This is a genomic window from Rubripirellula amarantea, from assembly GCF_007859865.1.
Classification (GTDB): Bacteria; Planctomycetota; Planctomycetia; order Pirellulales; family Pirellulaceae; genus Rubripirellula; species Rubripirellula amarantea.
In genome coordinates, this window is sequence record NZ_SJPI01000002.1 from 670,381 (window position 1) to 688,511 (window position 18,131).

The 18,131-nt window shown below is 56.4% G+C and carries 10 protein-coding genes; 5 read left to right on the top strand and 5 right to left on the bottom strand.

The genetic code is table 11. From position 1 onward, the window contains the following. Positions 1-251: 251 nt before the first annotated feature. The gene (locus tag Pla22_RS15805; protein ID WP_146515800.1) at positions 252-2,774 is read left to right on the top strand and encodes a BatA domain-containing protein; all 2,523 of its coding nucleotides are present in this window, start codon (positions 252-254) and stop codon (positions 2,772-2,774) included. Further along, positions 2,771-5,527 carry a VWA domain-containing protein gene (locus Pla22_RS15810; RefSeq protein ID WP_146515801.1) on the top strand — a complete coding sequence of 919 codons (2,757 nt, stop codon included), beginning with the start codon at positions 2,771-2,773 and terminating at the stop codon, positions 5,525-5,527. Before Pla22_RS15805 ends, Pla22_RS15810 begins: the two co-directional genes overlap by 4 nt. Positions 5,528-5,728: 201 nt before the next feature. Here the strand turns inward: Pla22_RS15810 and gmd are convergent, their stop codons facing one another. Continuing rightward, positions 5,729-6,745: a GDP-mannose 4,6-dehydratase gene (gmd, locus tag Pla22_RS15815; RefSeq protein WP_146515802.1), complete on the bottom strand. Its 1,017-nt coding sequence runs from the start codon at positions 6,743-6,745 to the stop codon at positions 5,729-5,731. 43 nt (positions 6,746-6,788) lie between these two features. Continuing rightward, positions 6,789-7,742 (bottom strand): GDP-L-fucose synthase family protein, encoded by a 954-nt coding sequence (locus Pla22_RS15820; protein ID WP_146515803.1) that lies wholly within the window; start codon positions 7,740-7,742, stop codon positions 6,789-6,791. A gap of 393 nt (positions 7,743-8,135) precedes the next feature. Here Pla22_RS15820 and Pla22_RS15825 point away from each other — a divergent pair, with 393 nt between their 5' ends. Next, positions 8,136-10,958, top strand: a complete 2,823-nt coding sequence (locus Pla22_RS15825) for a hypothetical protein (RefSeq protein ID WP_146515804.1) — start codon at positions 8,136-8,138, stop codon at positions 10,956-10,958. Positions 10,959-11,238: 280 nt separating this feature from the next. Here the strand turns inward: Pla22_RS15825 and rsmH are convergent, their stop codons facing one another. Together rsmH and Pla22_RS15835 are read right to left on the bottom strand one after the other, a co-directional pair. Next, the gene (gene rsmH, locus Pla22_RS15830) at positions 11,239-12,141 is read right to left on the bottom strand and encodes a 16S rRNA (cytosine(1402)-N(4))-methyltransferase RsmH (RefSeq protein WP_146515805.1); all 903 of its coding nucleotides are present in this window, start codon (positions 12,139-12,141) and stop codon (positions 11,239-11,241) included. Continuing rightward, positions 12,116-13,144 (bottom strand): sugar phosphate isomerase/epimerase family protein, encoded by a 1,029-nt coding sequence (locus Pla22_RS15835; RefSeq protein WP_242632091.1) that lies wholly within the window; start codon positions 13,142-13,144, stop codon positions 12,116-12,118. The genes rsmH and Pla22_RS15835 overlap by 26 nt, the downstream gene beginning before the upstream one ends. A gap of 247 nt (positions 13,145-13,391) precedes the next feature. Here Pla22_RS15835 and Pla22_RS15840 point away from each other — a divergent pair, with 247 nt between their 5' ends. After that, on the top strand, positions 13,392-14,963 hold the full coding sequence (locus Pla22_RS15840) for a hypothetical protein (RefSeq protein WP_146515806.1): 1,572 nt from the start codon (positions 13,392-13,394) through the stop codon (positions 14,961-14,963). 263 nt (positions 14,964-15,226) lie between these two features. Here the strand turns inward: Pla22_RS15840 and Pla22_RS15845 are convergent, their stop codons facing one another. Further along, positions 15,227-16,441, bottom strand: a complete 1,215-nt coding sequence (locus Pla22_RS15845; protein WP_146515807.1) for a GNAT family N-acetyltransferase — start codon at positions 16,439-16,441, stop codon at positions 15,227-15,229. A 262-nt stretch (positions 16,442-16,703) separates the two neighbouring features. Between Pla22_RS15845 and Pla22_RS15850 the strand changes: the two genes are divergently transcribed. Continuing rightward, positions 16,704-17,993, top strand: a complete 1,290-nt coding sequence (locus Pla22_RS15850) for an outer membrane protein assembly factor BamB family protein (protein ID WP_165440705.1) — start codon at positions 16,704-16,706, stop codon at positions 17,991-17,993. The last annotated feature ends 138 nt before the right edge of the window (positions 17,994-18,131 follow it).

The following is an 18,131-nucleotide window of genomic DNA, read 5'->3' on the forward strand; positions in this document are numbered from 1 at the left end:
TGTTTCAGTAACCATTGTTTCAGCAACCGTCGTTTCGAGGCATCCTCTTGTGCCGCTGGGTCATCACTCGTCGCAACTCTTGCCGCGATGACTCGCCCACTGTTCCTCAATGACCTCGTTCGCAACGAGAAGTTGGTCGCAATGACAACGAATGAGGCGGCGCAGCTAAGTCGCCTATGACACAGCACGCGGACGGTGATAAACTGCGGTAGCATTCTGCTTATCGGTCCTCGAAATCGCGCTGGCCTTCGTTGTTTCTTTATCCCGCTCTCACCATCGGCTTCCTGTTCGTCGCCGTGCCGCTGTTGGTTCACCTGATCAACATGCTTCGACACCGACGTCGACAATGGGCGGCGATGGATTTTTTGCTGCAAAGCTATCGCAAGCAAAAAAAATGGATCCGTCTGCGTCAACTGTTGCTCCTGTTGTCTCGCATCGCTGTTGCGGCCCTCCTGGTGGCGATGTTGTGCGGTTGGACCGGTGGTGGGCGAGCGCTGCAAATGCTCGGAGGCACCACGACGCATCACGTTGTGATTCTCGATGACAGCTACTCGATGGGCGATTCAAGTTTCGCGTCGACTCCGATGGTCGACAACACTGGCTTAGCTGCGACTGCTTACGGTCGTTCGCTGGGTGCCTTGCAAGACCTAACACGGCGATTGGTGGCAGACGAAGGCAATCATCAATTGACGGTGATGCGGGCGAGTCGGGCGGCGATGACGGTCCGCGCCGGAAGCGAATCGGGTGATACCGCAGCCGACTTATCAGCCCAGACCATTTCCGGCGATGGCAAGTTGATCAACCGAGTGATGTCGACGAGCGTATCGCCGATTCGCACTGACATCGGCGCGGCGCTAGACTTGGCAAGCGAACTGATTTCGTCGACACCGGCCGATACCACTTACCTTTACATCGCCAGCGATTTTCGCGAGCGTGATTGGGGATCTGCCGAACGTCTCGCCGCATCGCTGCGAAAAATGCCTGCTGGGGTTGCGATACGAATGATCGACTGTGCTGCGACCCCATCGGCAAATTTAGCAGTCACCGACCTTACGCCAGTTCAGGACGTTTGGGTGGCCGGTGTTCCCGTGGTGGTGAACGCGACGGTCAAGAACTTTTCGGCGTCACCAGCGAAGAACGTCCCGCTGCAAACTCGAGTGATTCGATACGGTGATGACGTCATCGGCGTCGATGCGACTCGCAAGTACAGCGGCACGGTGGAGTCGTTGCCGACGATGATGATCGAATCATTGCCGCCGGGCGGTCAAGTCACCAAGAGCTTCCAAGTTTTCATTACGCAAACCGGCACGCATGCGGTGGAAGTATCGTTGCCGGAAGATTCGTTGAAGATCGACAATACGCGTTCATGTACCCTGCCGCTCACCGATGCCGAGAAGGTGCTGATCGTCAGCAACGAATCCGGCGGGGACTTACAAGGACGTAGTGCCTATCACGTTGCCAGTGTTCTAAATCCTGGGTCGCAAGTTCGCATCGGCGCCGTTCCTGACGTCAAGCCGCCCTCCTTTTTACGATCCGCCACCTGGGAAACGTTGGCTGCCTATCGCGCGATCTACTTAGTGGATTTACCTGAGATCAATCGAAACACAGCCGAAGCGTTACAGCGGTACGTCCAACGCGGCGGTGGCTTGGCGATGTTCTTGGGAAGCGAGGTCAGCGCGACGTCGTACAATGAATCATTGCTGGGCGATCAGCGGACATTGTTGCCAGGCTTACTCACCGAGATCGTTCCTGTCGGTAATGACGGGGCGGTGAAAAATAAGGCCGACCTTCAACTGGGCGAAGCTTCGCAAACGCTTTTGTCACCGTTGCAATCTGCGGGCGAAGCAGCATTCGCGTTGGTTGGACTGACTCAATCGTGGGACTTGGATCTTGAAGCCGAGCTAGATGCCGACCCGAATGCTGGAACTAATCTCGAAAACTCGGCTGAAGCAACGGCGGACGAAGAATCGAACGTCTCGGCAAGTGCGGGGACTCGCGGAACAAGTAACTCAGGTAACAAAGGACCGATTCGTAGAGTACTCGATCGTGCCGACGGGCTGCCGTTTGTCATTCAACACGACGTTGGACGCGGACGCGTGGTCACGGTGTTGGCGGGACTCGATGGACAATGGACAAACTGGCCCGGCGATCCCACCTTTGTTGTTTTCCTGCTTCAGACCAATGCGATGTTGTGGAGCGGCGCGTCACCTCCGACAGGCCGCTACGTTGACGAGCCGCTCACGAGAGTCGTTTCGGTGCGTCAGTACACCGGCGACGCTGCCTATGTGCCACCCACCGACGAACCGCCTCGCGTTTCGATCGACATCAACGCGGTTGAAACGCAGTCCGAAGGAGCATCCGAACCGACGCTGCGATTTGAAATTGCCCCCGAGGAAATGGTCATCGAAGGCGAATCGAACGTCGACGACTGGCTGCGTCCGGGCATTTCGGAATGGTCATTGATCCGCAGCGATGGGTCGACGGAGGTATCGCCGACGGTCGGTGTCATCCGCATTGGCGAAAGCGATTTAAAACGTGCTAGTTCCGCTGAGATATCACAAAGCCTTTTGCCCACGGAGGTCAAGTTCGTGAGCAGTGATGCTTGGAGCGACGAAAATCAGGTCGCCGGATCGTCAACGTTAATGCTGTTCTTGCTGGGGTTGCTAGGCCTAATGTTGGCCGCTGAGCAAGCGTTGGCGTACTGGGCAAGTTATCACAGCAAGCCTGCTGTCGCGTCGTCACCTACGGTTTCCACACGAGGATCCGCACTATGAGCGAACGACAAGTGGTTTATGAATTTGCTCGAGCGGCAACCTTGGAAGGTTGGTGGTTGTGGGCAACGTTGGTCGGCTCGCTCGCGGCGCTGTTGTTTGTTTGCGTGCGTTATTATCGTCGCGACGTCAGCGAGTTGTCGCGTCCCGTTCGCGCAGCATTGTTGTTGCTGCGTTTGACGACGATCGTGGCTTTGGTGTTCTTCTTCTTTGAATTGCAGCGACGCACCCAACGACTGATCACGCGGCCGAGCGAGGTCGCGGTTTTGGTCGACACGAGCCAAAGTATGTCGCTGCCGTCGTCAAGCAACTTGACCAGCCAGAGTCGAGCCGAGCGAGCTGAAACGATCCTCGCACAAACCGATTGGCTCGATACGCTTAAGGAACAGCATCGCGTGTCGATCTACACCTTTGGCGGTGAAGCGGAACCGACCATCATCGAGTCTATCGGCGGCTCGCAAACAACGGACCAGGACCAGACGGAAGAATCGGTGCCCGAAGGATCCTCGCTCGCCATTTTCGCGGCCTCGTTAATTGCCTTAGGGGTGATCCTGGCCGTCTTGTCGTTGCTAATCGGCGCGGTCTCAAAGAGTTCAAGTTCGAATTCGAGTTCGAGTTCACAGCCGGCCGCTTCGACGTTGGGTTGGTGGATTCTCGGGTCAGCCGTTTGCCTGATCATCGGAATCACCATTCTTGGCGGCGTAGCCTCGGTCCGTTCACAACAATCCTTAGCCGAAATCTTCGGCGGTGCATCGCTCGCCTCGACGGACGAACCGGACGAAGAAGACCTCGACGCGACTTTGCCGGAAACGATCCAGGTTGATGATTGGTCCGACGCAATCGCGGCTACGGATCCACAGAGCCGCATCGGTGACGCCATTCGCGGGATTTTAACTGATCACGATCCGGCGACCTTGGCGGGGATCGTATTGCTGAGTGATGGCCAGGCCAATGGTGGCAGCGATGCAGCGGCGGCGGTTGCAGCGGCCCGTCGAAGTGAGGTAGCGATCTACACGGTCGGATTGGGAAGCAGCGACGCACCAACCAATGTTCGGGTTGTCGACCTCGACGCTCCGCGACGCGTTTACCCGGGCGACCGATTTGCCGTAACCGGAGTGTTACAAGCTAGTGGGGCGAAGCCTCTGGATGTCGAAGTGCAATTGATCGACGGTTTGGATTCGGGCACGGGTGACGAAAATGACGATGCCGAATCGGGAAAGGTCGTCGATTCGCAACGAGTGACCATTAGCAATGATGGAACGTTGTCGGGGGTCAGGTTCGAGATTGAACCCGAATCCGTTGGCCGTCGTCGTTTGTCGATACGAGTGGTTGCGCCAGCAGAAGACCGCAACCAACGCGATGACCAGCGCAGCGCACGCTATGAAGTGGTTTCCCGAAAGCTGCGTGTTTTGGCGATCGCGGGTGGACCCACTCGAGAGTACCGTTTCGTTCGAAACTTGTTGTACCGGGATCCATCCATTGAGCTGAGTGCGTGGCTGCAAACTGGCCAACCCGGAATGAGTCAGGATGCTGATGCCTTGGTTGCTGAGTTTCCAGCGACGGCGGAAGAACTATTTGAGTACGACGTGATCGCGATGTTCGATCCGGATTGGTCAGCCTTGAAGATCGAAGAACTCGATCTGCTTGAACGTTGGTTGGCTCAACAGGCCGGCGGTTTAATCTTGGTCGCGGGCCCGGTGTACCACCCTCAATGGATTCGCAAACGAACCGATCCGCGAGTCGCCAAGATCGCAAGTTTTTTTCCCGTCAGCTTGTCGACTCAATCTCCGCTGCTTTCCGGTGGACGGCAAGGCGGCGAGAATGCGTGGCCGATAAAGTTAACGCCGGAATCTCAGAGAGCCGAATTTTTATGGATCGCTCCTTCACCCGAAGAAAGCTTCGAGGTCTGGGAAGATTTCAGCGGTGTCTTTGACTTCGTCGATGCTAAGTCACCTAAGCCCGGCGCGAAGGTCTACGGTTATTTCTCGGATCCGACCACCGAACTCAACGGGTCGCTACCGATCTATATGGCGTCTCAGTTCTATGGTGCTGGACGCGTTTATTTTCAAGGCAGTGGCGAAATGTGGCGACTACGCGGCGTTAGCGACGCGTACTTCGATTCGTACTACACGAAGCTGGTTCGGTGGGTCAGTGAGGGGCGTTTGCTTCGCGACAGCAACCGAGGTGTGTTGTTGGTCGACTCCTCGCGAGCGATGGTTGGCGACACGATTACGGTTCGCGCGGTGCTCACCGACGAGCAATTTGAGCCGTTGGATGTGCCAGAAGTCCAAGCCAAAGTGCTGGGCCCCGGCGGTCGAATCGACGATGTGATGCTGACGCCGCTTAAGGGGGAACCGCGTGCTGGCACCTATGGTGGTCGCTTCTTGGTACGCGAGGCTGGCAGCTACGAAATTCGCTTGACGCTTGGCGACGCCTTGGACGAACAGGTGTTGCGGCAAAGCGTTCAGGTGCGATTGCCGACCATCGAATTGGAACGCCCACGACGAAACGACATCGAGTTGCAGCAGTTTGCCAACGTCACTGGTGGCGAGTACTTGCCGGTTAACGATGACGTGACCGACGAATCGCTGACTGGGCAACTCAGCAATTGGTTGCGGCCTCAACCGCAAACGACCATCCTGCCCGGCACTCCGGACTTGGATTTCAACACCCGGCGAAACGCTGCGTTGTTGTGGTTGATCGCCACGGTGTTGACGATGGAATGGGTGACTCGCCGGTTGCACCGACTGGCGTGATAGCGATCAAGTGAGTTTCCAACTCACTATCACGAGCGCTAGTTGTCTTTGCAAAAAGCGATGCGGAAACGCTTGGCGACGAAGCATTGCTGGAACGCATTGCAGTAACGCATTGCTGGGATTCTAGGCACACTGCACCGGTGCCTTACGCTTGGCGTTCCAATGCAACGCTCGGTCGTTGCGCGATAGACAAGCCTTCGGTCAGCTTGGGACAAAACTCTTGGCGTGAGCTTCGCGTTGGGCTAGTTCCAGGTCGTGCTGGGTCATGATGCGAGCGAGTTCTTCCAGGTCGGTCGCCGGTGTCCATCCCAGTTTTTCTTTAGCCTTGGAAGCATCGCCGAGCAACAAATCCACTTCGGCCGGACGGAAGTATCGTGGGTCAATTTCGACAAAGTCTTGATAGTCAAGATCGAGTTGTTCGAACACGAGCCGACAAAAATCTCGGACCGATTCGGTGCGTCCGGTCGCTAGCACAAAGTCGTCTGGTTCGCTGTGTTGCAGGATGCGCCACATGCCTTCGACGTAATCCTTGGCGTAACCCCAATCGCGTTTGGCATCAAGATTTCCAAGATACAGCTTCTTTTGCATGCCGACCTTGATGCGGCCTGCGGCGCGAGTGATTTTTCGTGTGACGAAAGTTTCACCACGACGCTCTGATTCATGATTGAACAGAATACCGTTGCTGGCGAACATGTCGTAACCGCGTCGGTAGTTCACGGTTTGGTGGAATGCGTAAACCTTGGCACACGCGTAGGGCGATTGAGGGTTGAACGGCGTGGTTTCTTTTTGAGGCGTTTCAAGAACGTCGCCGTACATCTCACTACTACTGGCCTGGTAAACCTTCGTTTGCTTTTTCTTGTTCAGCAGGCGTGCGGCTTCGAGCACATTCAACGCACCTACTCCAACCGTTTGCAAAGTGTAAACCGGTTGGTCGTACGAAACGCGGACGTGGCTTTGGGCACCGAGGTTGTAGATTTCATCGGGTTCGATGTCCAACACCAAGTTGCTTAGCGCCTGGCCATCAGTCAGGTCACCGTAGTGCAACATCATGTTTCCCTTCTCGTGCACGTCTTGGTAGATATGCTCGATTCGCTCAGTCGCAAAGGTGCTGCTACGTCGGACGAGTCCGTGGACAAGGTATCCCTTGGAAAGCAGTAACTCGGCGAGGTAACTTCCGTCTTGGCCGGTGATGCCAGTGATGAGTGCGGATTTAGACATGTCGTTGGGATTTTAGGAGCAAGATGAAAAGAAATGAACAACGCTAAACAGAACGCAGTTCGCCGGCTTGAGTTTCAGCCAAGAAACATTGATAGGTCCGACGTAAGCCTTCTTCCAAAGCGACTTGGTGTTTCCACCCGGTGGCATGGAGTTTCGTCGCATCGGTGCATTTGACGGGTGTACCGTCTGGACGCGAAGGGTCGGTCTCGATAGCGCCATCGTAGCCAACCGTCTTGGCGACCAATTTTGCTACCTCAAGAATTGTCACGTCAACGCCCGTGCCGACGTTGACCCAGTTGGGCGGATTATCGAGTGATGCAAGGTGAACCAGCGCATCGGCCAAATCGTCAACGTACAAAAACTCGCGACGCGGCGATCCGGTTCCCCAAATCGTCACGCTGGGGTCACCGTTGATCTTGGCTTCATGAAAGCGACGAATCAACGCGGGTAATACGTGTGAGTGTTCGGGGTGATAATTGTCACCGGGACCGTACAAGTTGGTCGGCATCGCACTATGGAACAACACTCCATATTGGCGTCGATAGTACTCGCACAATTTCAGCCCCGAGATTTTCGCCAGCGCGTAGGCCTCGTTGGTGGATTCAAGTGGACCGGTCAGTAGCGATTCTTCAACGATTGGTTGAGCGCAATCGCGCGGATAGATGCACGTGCTACCTAGAAACAAGAACCGCTTCACGCCGGTTTCGTGGGCGGCTCGGATGGCCGAAACCGACATCAGCACGTTGTCAGCCAAAAACTCAACCGGAAAGGTGTTGTTAGCCACGATTCCGCCAACTTTGGCTGCGGCGAAAATGACGGCGTCGAACTTGTGATCGGCAAAGAACGCACTGGTGGCCGCCGGATCCGTCAGGTCCAGCTCATTTCGGGTCGCCGTTACGATTTCGCCGTCGATTCCTTCAAGACGCCGGCACAGCGCCGATCCAACCATTCCACGATGGCCGGCGACGAAAATCTTTCCTGATAATGCTGAGTTCATGGGGGAAGAATAGTTACTCAGACGGATTTCAGGGAGACTAGCGTTGGCAATTTTACCAGCGTTCTGTTGCGAATAACGCGATCAAGCGATCTGTGACGGCTTGGATACGCCAAAGGGTCCGGGCCCCCCGCCGGGCTGCACGGGTAATAACGGTCAGAGAACTTCGCGCGATCAAAGAACTTCTGGCGGTCGGGGGAAGCTAATCGTCTGCATTCGATACTGATGGCTGTTCGACCGATCACTATGAAAGCAACCCGCGTGGTCATCGCTCAGGAACGGTTTTCCTTGGCTCTCTCCGCGTCGAACGGTGGGCAAACGCCTCTTCACTCCGGGGGCGAACGTTTGTTTCGGGATGCACAAATTCCCTCTCATATTCATGGAAGAAGTTGTAGGATGCGTAAGGAAATCAAACGCAAGTTGTTGGTCTGGCCGTTGATAGCGTCTGCTTCGATCACCGCGATCAGTTTTATCCAGATCCATACACCGCGAATCGGTGCGTTTGCGGGCACCAGCGGATTGTCGGCATGGCTCGCTCAGCGTCGCAGCGATCTGCTGGGCGACCAACCGCTGGTCAACGCATGGGCGGCCAACAAGACCTGCTCTCATGATGACACCTTCATTGGGGCGGACCATCGTATCCTAGCGCCAATACGGAACGAGAACTACGAACTCGCCGGAATGGTCAACGCTCCGCTCGCGTCGAACACGTTGACGCAAGTCAATGACGAGTCCGCGTCCACCATCGATCGTCTGTTGATCAACTTGCTTGGTCAAGAATGGGCCGGCGGAGTGATTGGTGAAACCACGTTCGGTTCACCCATGCGTCAACACGCAGGATTCTTGGATCTGACCGGATCGCACTCGGACAACGTCGGCGCCGGCAAGGTTTCGGTCAACAGCAATGCGATTGGCACTCGTGCCTTGGCGCACCTTCGCCGTCGAGAACCAACGCTAGTCGTCGAGCCTGCAACGCTGGCGTCGCTAAACACCGAGATTCCTGAAGGTGTGATTGAGCTGTTGCCGCAAAACGTGAGGAACCAAAAATCGGTGTTGGAAACGACAACGCCGCGTAGGTCGATGTTGCCCAAGTCCGTGCAAGTGCTCGCCAAACCCGCCCCATCGGAAACACCAACGGCGACCTCACCCGCCGGTTGGCCGCAGACGCCTCGCTTGATGGAACAGATCGACACGTTGCGCCAAACGGTTCAGTACACCGCTGGCGACGATGTCAGTGCGATCGCTCGCTGGACGGATCGCATCGTTACGTCGGTTGAGTCATTGCAGTTGCTAACACGTCTCGGAGATCCTGCCGCGGCTGAACTGATTGAACAGCTCGAAACTTATGCTCTCGACGGACTTCGTTCTGCGGAATTGGTGAAGGATCGCGACACGCAGATGAACATGCTGCGAGTCGCACACGCCCTGAATCGTCGCGTTTCCGTATGGAAACCGATTAGCGAACTTAATCAAGCGAGCGATTCGAACCGGCACGGTATCGTTTGGAAAAGCAGCGAAGCGTCCCCATCGTCGGTTCACGCAGCGATCGCCGCAGTGCGTCGCGACGTGGCTGCTAGCGAGGATCGTCAAACGTGGGCGGATTACCTGCTGTTGGAAGACCTCGACCGTGCCGCATTGAATGCCACGATGGACCGTTCGGTGGTTGCCCAGCGAGTGCTTTCGCGACTCGATTGGCACGCCCTTGATAGCGACCAATTGCTCTGGCTCAGCCGTCCGTCCGTGCAACGTCTCGCCGATGCGATTCGGCCGTGGACTGCGCAAGCGATCGACTACGCCGAGTTGCTGCGACAAATCGAACGTCAGGAATCCGACGCCATCGACCTGGCCGCCATCGACATCGCTGGAAGTGTGCAAACGCTTCGATTTGCCGATCGCGACCACGCTCGCAATGTCGCCGGTTCACTCAACACGCACTATCGCAACGCGAACGTTCGGCTGGCGATGAGTGAAGCAATGCTCAATCGCTTATTGCCAAGCGTTGAACCAAAGACCGTTCCGGTTCGCACCCAAGTTCTGGGCAGCCAAGTACGTGGGATTTCACAAATCAAAAGTGACCTGCAAGTTTCGCTCAATCCAACAGCCCAACACTGGTCGCTCAATCTGCAAACGTTGGGCAACGTCAGTTCGTTGACGACGGGAAAGAGCGGTCCGGTAGCCATTCGAACCAGTGGGTCGAGTGACTTTGTCGCCAACGCACCCATTTTGGTGACTCGTGAAGGAGTTACCCTGGGCAATGTTGCCGTCGATGTTCGAGGTCGCACCAAGCTGCGAGGAATTCGTTCGCAGTACGATGGTTGGCCGCTCGTGGGTGCATTGGTTCGCAGCTATGCGAACAACAAGTTCGATTCTATGAAACCCGCATCCAGCCGGATCGTTAGCAATCAAATTCGTAGCCAAGTTGCAAGCGAAGTTGACACCAAGTTGGACGAACAGGTGGACATCGCTAGCGAGAAGCTTAGCAAGATGGTCCTCGGACCGTTGGGTCGTATGAAGCTTGATCCCCAAGTCATCGACATGCAAACGACCGAGCAGCGATTGGTCGCACGCTATCGCCTTGCCGGAGATTGGCAACTCGCAGCGTTCACTCCGCGGCCTCGCGCTCCACGTACTAGTTTGATGAGTGTCCAGGCTCATCAATCCGCCATCAATAACACGCTTGAACAGCTTGTTCCTCGTGAAGAACCGATGTCGATCAGCGATGTGGCGGTTCATGCGGCCGACATGTTCGGACAATCCATTGAGATACCTGCTGATGTCCCCGATGATGTGGTGATCCAGTTCGCTCGGACTCGTCCGATCACCGTCGAAGTAGAAGATGGAAAAATGTGGATCACGCTTCGAGTGACCAAGCTGAAGCGAGGTGAGAGCCTTCGTTTGACCAACTTCATCGTGCGAGCCCTGTATCGTCCCGAGGCGAACGGATTGCAAGCGTCGCTGGTCCGCGATGGACATCTGCGAATTAGCGGTCCCAACATGTCGATGCGAGAACGACTTCCCGTGCGAGCAATCTTCAATAAGGTGCTTTCGGCTGACCGACCGCTACCGTTAACGCTGCCCGCACTGGTTCAGCATCCGTCAATGGAAGGTCTCGCGATCAGCCAGATGGAACTTCGCGACGGTTGGATCGCCATCGCGGTCAGCGAGCATAACGAGCCGAAGGTAGCATGGAACACGGTGCGAGATGTCTCGACCAAGTGACCGACGCTACGTGCGAGGTCAACGACGCTTGGTATGGGAAGCTATGCCATTGATACTAGGTTGTCGACACTAAGTTATCGACGCTGAGTGATCGACGTTGAGTTCTAGACGCTAAGTGATCGCCGTTAAGTTCTAGCAGCTAAGTGCTAGAAGCAATGTTGGTGAAGCTAAGCGTTGGCCAACGGCGGCCAGGAAGTCAGCGTCCAACCATTCACCGTCAGCCCTTCGCCATCAGTTTTCGCCGCCGGTCTTCGTTCTGATGACGAAGACTGGCCGGCAGTTAAACTCGCTCGGCGACTCGCAGTTTGGCGCTTCTGGCTCGCGGGTTCGCTGCGACCTCTGCATCGGTTGGACGCAGCGGTTTCTTCGTCAAAATGTTCCAGCGTTCGTCGTCACGAAACGCGTTCTTGACGATCCGATCTTCGAGCGAATGAAAGCTGATCACGACCATGCGACCGCCGGGGCGAAGCCAATCCGGCGCCGCCGCAAGCGTACGCGTCAGGATTCCGAGTTCATCGTTGACCACGATACGTAGCGCTTGAAACGTTCGAGTCGCCGGATGGATGTCGTGGTTCTTGCTTCGTGGCACACACCGTCGACAAACATCAACAAGTTGATCGACGGTCTTGACTGGATCTTCCTTACGACGTCGCGCGATGATCTCTCGAGCGATTCGGCGGCTGTAGCGTTCCTCACCAAATTGATAGATCGCGTTGGCAATCTCTTCTTCTTTCTTCCATGCCAACCAATCATACGCGGGATGCCCGTTTTCCGGGTCGAAACGCAAATCAAGCGGTCCATCCTCGGTGTAGCTGAACCCTCGCGAACGGTCCGCCAATTGGTCGCTCGAAAGTCCCAGGTCCAACACCATCGCGTCGATCGAATCGGCGTCCATCGCCGCCATGGCTTTCGGCGTTGCTTCGTAGCTGCCTAGGAAAACAGTCAATCGCTTATCGTGCGGTTGCGAATCAACGCGTTCGCTCACTTCGGGGTCACGGTCAAGCCCAAAGATGCGCACGTCGTCATCAGGCAACTTCTTCAGCAGTAAGTCGGAGTGCCCGCCACCACCATAAGTGCCATCGACGATCGTCTTGGGATCAATCTCGCTGACCCAGTGCACGATCTCATCTGGCATGACCGAAACATGAACAGAGTCACTAACGGGCACTGGCGATAACCTCATCGCAGTGCAACGCCGCGTTCATGTTGTTCACCACTTCCTTCAAACGTTGCAGGTCTCCACCCTGAACCTCCGCCGCCAACCAGCCTTGAAACTGGATGTCATGCAGCGCGGTTTCGACGGATGCCCAATCGATGTCTCCTTCGCCGATCTTGGTGAACTGACCGCTTCCTCGCGAGAATCCTTTGATGTCGAGTTTTTGAATGCGTGAGCCCAATGTGCGAATCCACGCGGCCGGATCGCCGTACTTCCAGTGGTTGCCGATGTCGAATTGAACGCCCACCAGTGGCGAATCAAAGTGGTCAATGAACTTGGCAAGATCCTCCGCAGTTTGGTCGCTACCGCCATCGTGATCGTACAGGAAGTGATTCCAAACGTTCTCGATCAGGATCGCTACTTTGTTCTCTTCGGCAACCGGAAGAGCAGCTTCGACGGCGGCGACCGCGCGTGAATAGACTTCTTCGGCGGTACCGTCTTTGCCATGACCGGGAACCAACAGCATCGTGTCAGCACCCATCGCACGAGTCTCCCGGATACCGGCTTTAAGTTTCGTGAGCGCATCAGCGCGAACCGCGTCGTCCGGATCGGTGTGTCGTACTTCCCAGTGATATCCGCCGACGGTGCCGTCAATGATAAGACCAGTCTTTTCCGCCGCCGCATTGGCTGACTCAACATCCGTGCCCGGAACGTTCATCTCGACACCTTCGAAGCCGGCTTCGAGTGCGATCGTGAACTTTTCTTCAAGGCTACCTTTTCCGCCGATCATGCCGATCTTGAGGGTGCGTCGTAACCACGGTGTTTCCGTGCGATCGGCAAACGCGTGCGATCGCGTAAAGGCAAGACCAGTGCCAATCGCAGCGGCTTGAAGGAAGGAGCGTCGACTTTGCATGGTGCCATCAGCGTAGAAGGAAGGAATGGAGGTGATCCCGAACCAGTTTAACACGCCACCGCAATCGCGTGCAGGGATCATCGACAATACCGCAACAATCGCAACCGTCGTGGTCATTCGCGAGCCCTTTCCTAAGCCCTTAGGTAAGCTCAAACGCAACTGTCGCCGATAGCCAACTATGTCCCCTGGCCGACTTCACTTGCCTGACCGGCAACGTTTCGCACTCATTCGCTCGAACAGCACGAAGCTCGTTCGAGTACGGCCGATCGGGACCCCCGCCAAAACACCGACCTGCCACAGTTGCAACCGCGACCGCTCAACGCACATGCCGTCGCTTGCTACTGAGTCAAAGGATTGATCACGAATGACTCGTTTCACGCTTCGCCAGCATTGGTCTGCAAAGATTGCCAGTCTCGTTCTATCACTCGTGCCGTTGAACGCTGTTGTCTCAGCCGCCGACGTCTCTGGTCTAGAGACCGCTGCCACAGTGATGACGCCCGTCATCGACTTTCCAATGCTTAACGGCCACGACATCGTGGATCGCATCGTGGATCGCATCACCGATCGCGACCAGCCAAGCAACGACGTAAGTCTCGACGACAATCCTAGTTTCCGGGATACGTGTAGCTGGGGAACTCATGATTCGTGTCCGCTGCCAACGATGGCCGCCGAACGAATTTCCAATCACTCGACCTCGGCGTTTGCCAGTGCAGTGCTGGGCACAGTCGGCATCCGAGTGCAACAGATCGTCGAGCCGTTCGCGATGATTGAACCCCAGGTCAGCCTGGACGCCGCCACGACTCAGCTCGCTCGCGTGGATGGTTTCCTGTCGTGGTGGCAGCGGCACTTGGCGCCGAAACCGCAGTCCACTCCGTTGGTCGACCAATGGGTCAGCTCGATCGACGAGCGATTAAAGCAGATCGCGACAATGGAACCACTCGATGTGGAACCGATTGCTGCGGATTTGGTCGACCGTGGTGAGGTTGAAGTCAGCGAGGCAATGCCGGTGGGTTCGAGCGACCACTTTGAAGCCAGCTTCGGGCCCAGCGTCGTCATGACAGAACCCAGCGTCGTCATGACAGAAAGCAGCGTCGTCATGACAAACGCTGACGTGGTTACGCCCTCATCCGAACCGAGCAAGCCCGCCGCATCCCAACCGGCAGACGGCGAAGTCGGCATTGAGGTCGTGCGAATTGATCCGCGTGTGGGTGGCGGTCCAGTGATCGCAACCATCGCTGACGACTATCTGCCCTACGATCTGACTCAACAGGATCGCAAACTATGGAGCTACTTTGCCAGCACGCGGCGTCCTTTCTGTAATCGACAATCACGACTGGTTGAATCGCCCATCGCGGATTCAATGTCCCAGTACATCGCTTGGACTGGTAAGGAAGTCTTCAGCGACCAAGGCCAAGACGTCGCAACGCCCGTTGCCCCCAACGGCGCGGAACCGGTCGATGCCCTAGCCTTCGTCGAACCGCAACAACCCGTGAACGCGAAGGCGTTTGTCGAGCCCAAGACCAGCGAGCAACAACTCGAAGACGCAAAGATCGCCCTCGCGTTTGAAACGATCAGCCGCTGGGCAAACCGAGTTCCACCGGCGATGGACCTGAGCGTCCTCGGTAGCGGGTTGGCTGAGATCGTTAACCAAGGCCAAACCGTGATCGGACAAGCTGCGATCTCGATCGCCGAATCTCTGCCAGTCGAAGCGAAGAAAGAGAAGATCGCATCGGCAGGTGAAAAACTGCTCGCCCGAGCCGAAGCAGTGGAAGCGGCCGCCGATCCAATCAACGCCCTTTCGAATCCCGTCGCCAACCCATTCGACTTCACCGAGATCGTGGACATCGCCAAAGCATGGCAAGCCGATCAACCAGTCGTTTTCGTGGGACCCACCGTTGAGATCGCAACCGCGCCAGCGACAAAGAGCATTCGCTAATCGCATTCGCCAACACCGCGTTTGCGTTCACGCTATGTCGTTAGAAGCCTGATCGTGAAGCAAGGTGCCCGTTCATCGGCGCGTGAAGCAGGGGGCCCGTTCATCAGCGCGAGTGAAGATCGACTTCTCGCCGTCGCATGCCCAGGCGTCTTCTCCTGCTCATTCGTCTGCGATTACTCATTCGTCTCTGATCACCCAGGCGTCTACAGTCACCCAGGCGTATACAGTCACCCCGGCGTATACAGGCAACCAGTCGTCTTCGATCAACCAGGCGTCTTCGCTTGCTCTAGCGGCGGTGCTTGTTCAAGCGGCGGTGCTTGCCCAAGAGTAGGGGCTTGCCCGAGAGAAGTCGGGTCTTGGACCGCAATCTCGACCCGGCCAGTGCGTCGACGCATCCATTGTTTGACTTCAAACCCCGTCGACCATACCGCATGCTTCAAACGCGGGAACATGGTCGGTGCGATGGCACGCACGCGGAACAGTCGACGCTGCTCGGTCGCAAAACGTTCCTTGTACTTCTCATCGCCGCGAAGGTAATCCAAGCCCACGAGATCCCGGCGATAAAGCTCGTGCAGAGCATCGATACACAACAACCGGCCTGGTTCCTGTGCCTCATAGTCGGTGTCGAAACCAGCGCTGTAGCTGTACATGATGCGGTTGGTGCCAACGATGTTCAGTTCACCACCGATCACCGTGTCCTGGTACCGTAGGTTGGCAACGTACAATTGGCCATCGGCAAAAAACTTTTGAGCCGCTTCGTGGATGAACGTTTGAAACTTCAAGTTCGCAAAGCTGCCGGGCTGACCCGCTTCGTTCCAACGACGCTGATGCATGCGGATCACGTGATTCAAGAACACTTCGACCTCGGCCGGATTCGAAGCCACTCGCTTTTCGTACTCGTCGTTCTGTTGAAGTAGCTCGATCGAGCGACGCATCTTTCGTCGCTGAGTCTTCCCGTAATGTTTCAGATGTTCATCCCACGATGCATCGGCTGGTTTGTACCAGATGCTCATGCGTGAACTTGCGTGCAAAGCCGAACCGCCGTCTTTCAAGCCGCTCGCAAAGGCGGACATGACCGCGTCGCCTTCGACCACCCCGTCGATATCCAGAACGCTCCAACCGAACTGGGGACATGTCGCTCGCGATGCAAGCTCAAGACCCATTTGGTAGGCGATCGCTTCGCAGTGCGGGCCCGACGCCAACACCGAAACATGGTCGCTGCAGGCTTCGCCATCGCCGATCATCGAAAGCGTGCCCGTTCCGGAATCCGGGGTGCGATAGAGTGGCAAAATGCCTTGAAGTTCGCCCTTTTCATCATGGGCGACCACGACATTGGCTTGCAAATCTTCGCCAAACGTGTCCCACCAAGCACCCAACCAAGCAGCCTGCCGAAACGGTACTCCGCCAGCGAGTCGATCCCAGGTCACCTTATCAGCGAGCAGGGCGGCAAGATCATCGGTGATCGAAATTTGGAACATGTTGTGTTTTCAGGGGGACACGATCGGGGAAGCGAACTTCATCCTGAAACCTACTTTGGCCCTAAGAACGGTAACGCGTCATCTTTCATTTCCCGCTATAATGCGAGCCCCCCGTGCTGCCCATCGCCCGCACAACCCTCACGCTCCCACCAACCTGAAGCAGCCCCCGACGTCTGTTCGCCCCCGCAGCACCCCTGAAGTGCTTGGCGGTCGGGTGAGAGGCGAATCAAGGGCCGCTCATGCCGCCTTCCCCGAGATCCCGATGACGCGTTTCCCCGTTACTTTTCGATGTTCAATCGTCATCCTTGTCGCCACCGTTTCGGCGGTAATGGTGTCGAAGGTCGATGCTGACGATTCGTCCTGGACACGCTTTCATGGTCCCGAAGGCTTGGGCTATGTCGCCGGTGAATCGTTGCCCGAGGCCTTTCCCAGCGGTAAGCCAAAATGGCGAGTCGACTTAGGCAGCACCGATGTCGGATCGCCCGTCGTGTACGGGCATTCGGTTTACTTGCTCAGCACGGACTCGGCCGCCAAAACGATTTCGCTGCAATCTCGCGACCTGGCGACCGGCCAGCAAAATTGGATCACTCGGCACGACCAAATGCCTTCGCGAACTCATTCTCGAAACACACTGGGATCCTGTACCCCGGCCGTGGACGATCAACACGTCTACTTCGCTTACGCATCGGTCGAACATACCTGGTTGATCTGCGTGGACCACGATGGCAATGAGGTATGGAAACGAGATTTCGGCAGTTGGGTGTCCTCGCACGGCTTCGGCACCTCACCCCGTTTGATCACCCAGGCGGACGGAACGTCGGCAGTGGTCATCCTGCTGTCGCAACAAGCCGCTGAAATGGATCCCGGTCAAACTCCAGGAACCAGCAACTTAGTCGCAGTGTCGTCGACGAGCGGCGAAACGATCTGGAACACCAAGCTCACCGCCACGCGATCATGCTACGGCACCCCCGCGACGTTTCACGATGGGCAAACCCAGCAACTCATTGGATCCAATACAGGAGACGGGATTTTCGGAATCGACTCGGCTAACGGCAAGATGCTGTGGAATAAGAAAGTGTTCGACAAGCGATGTTGCAGCACACCCATCGTGTTTGGTGACATCGCAATCGCCACGACCGGCAGCGGCGGTGGCGGGAATGCGTTGGTAGCCGTTCGGATTCCCAAGCAAGAAGGCGAATCGCCGCAGCAGATCTACCGAATCGACCGCAATGCTCCTTATGTGCCCACCCCGGTGTTGAAGGAAGGACGGTTATTCATGATCGACGACAAGGGCATCGCGTCATGCGTCAGCGCCAGTGACGGTGAAGTATTTTGGAAACAGCGGATCGGTGGCAACTACAGCGCTTCGCCGATCGTCGTTGGCGACACCATGATCACGACGAGTCTGGACGGCACGATCAGCCTGATATCCGCCAGCGAGCGATTCGAGTTACTAGGTCAACACAGCCTCGACGCCCCCATCGCCGCCACCCCCGCCTACACCCAAGGCAACCTCCTCATCCGATCCGGCCAAGAACTCTATTGCTGGTAAGGCATAAGCCAAATTCATCCCGTTTCTCCAGCCGATTCGTTGCGTACTAGCTACACATTTGCCTCGTGACTAACCAACACTCGGATACACTCGAACCGCTGCTCCGCGACGTTCTTATAGTTGTCCGCAGCATTCGTT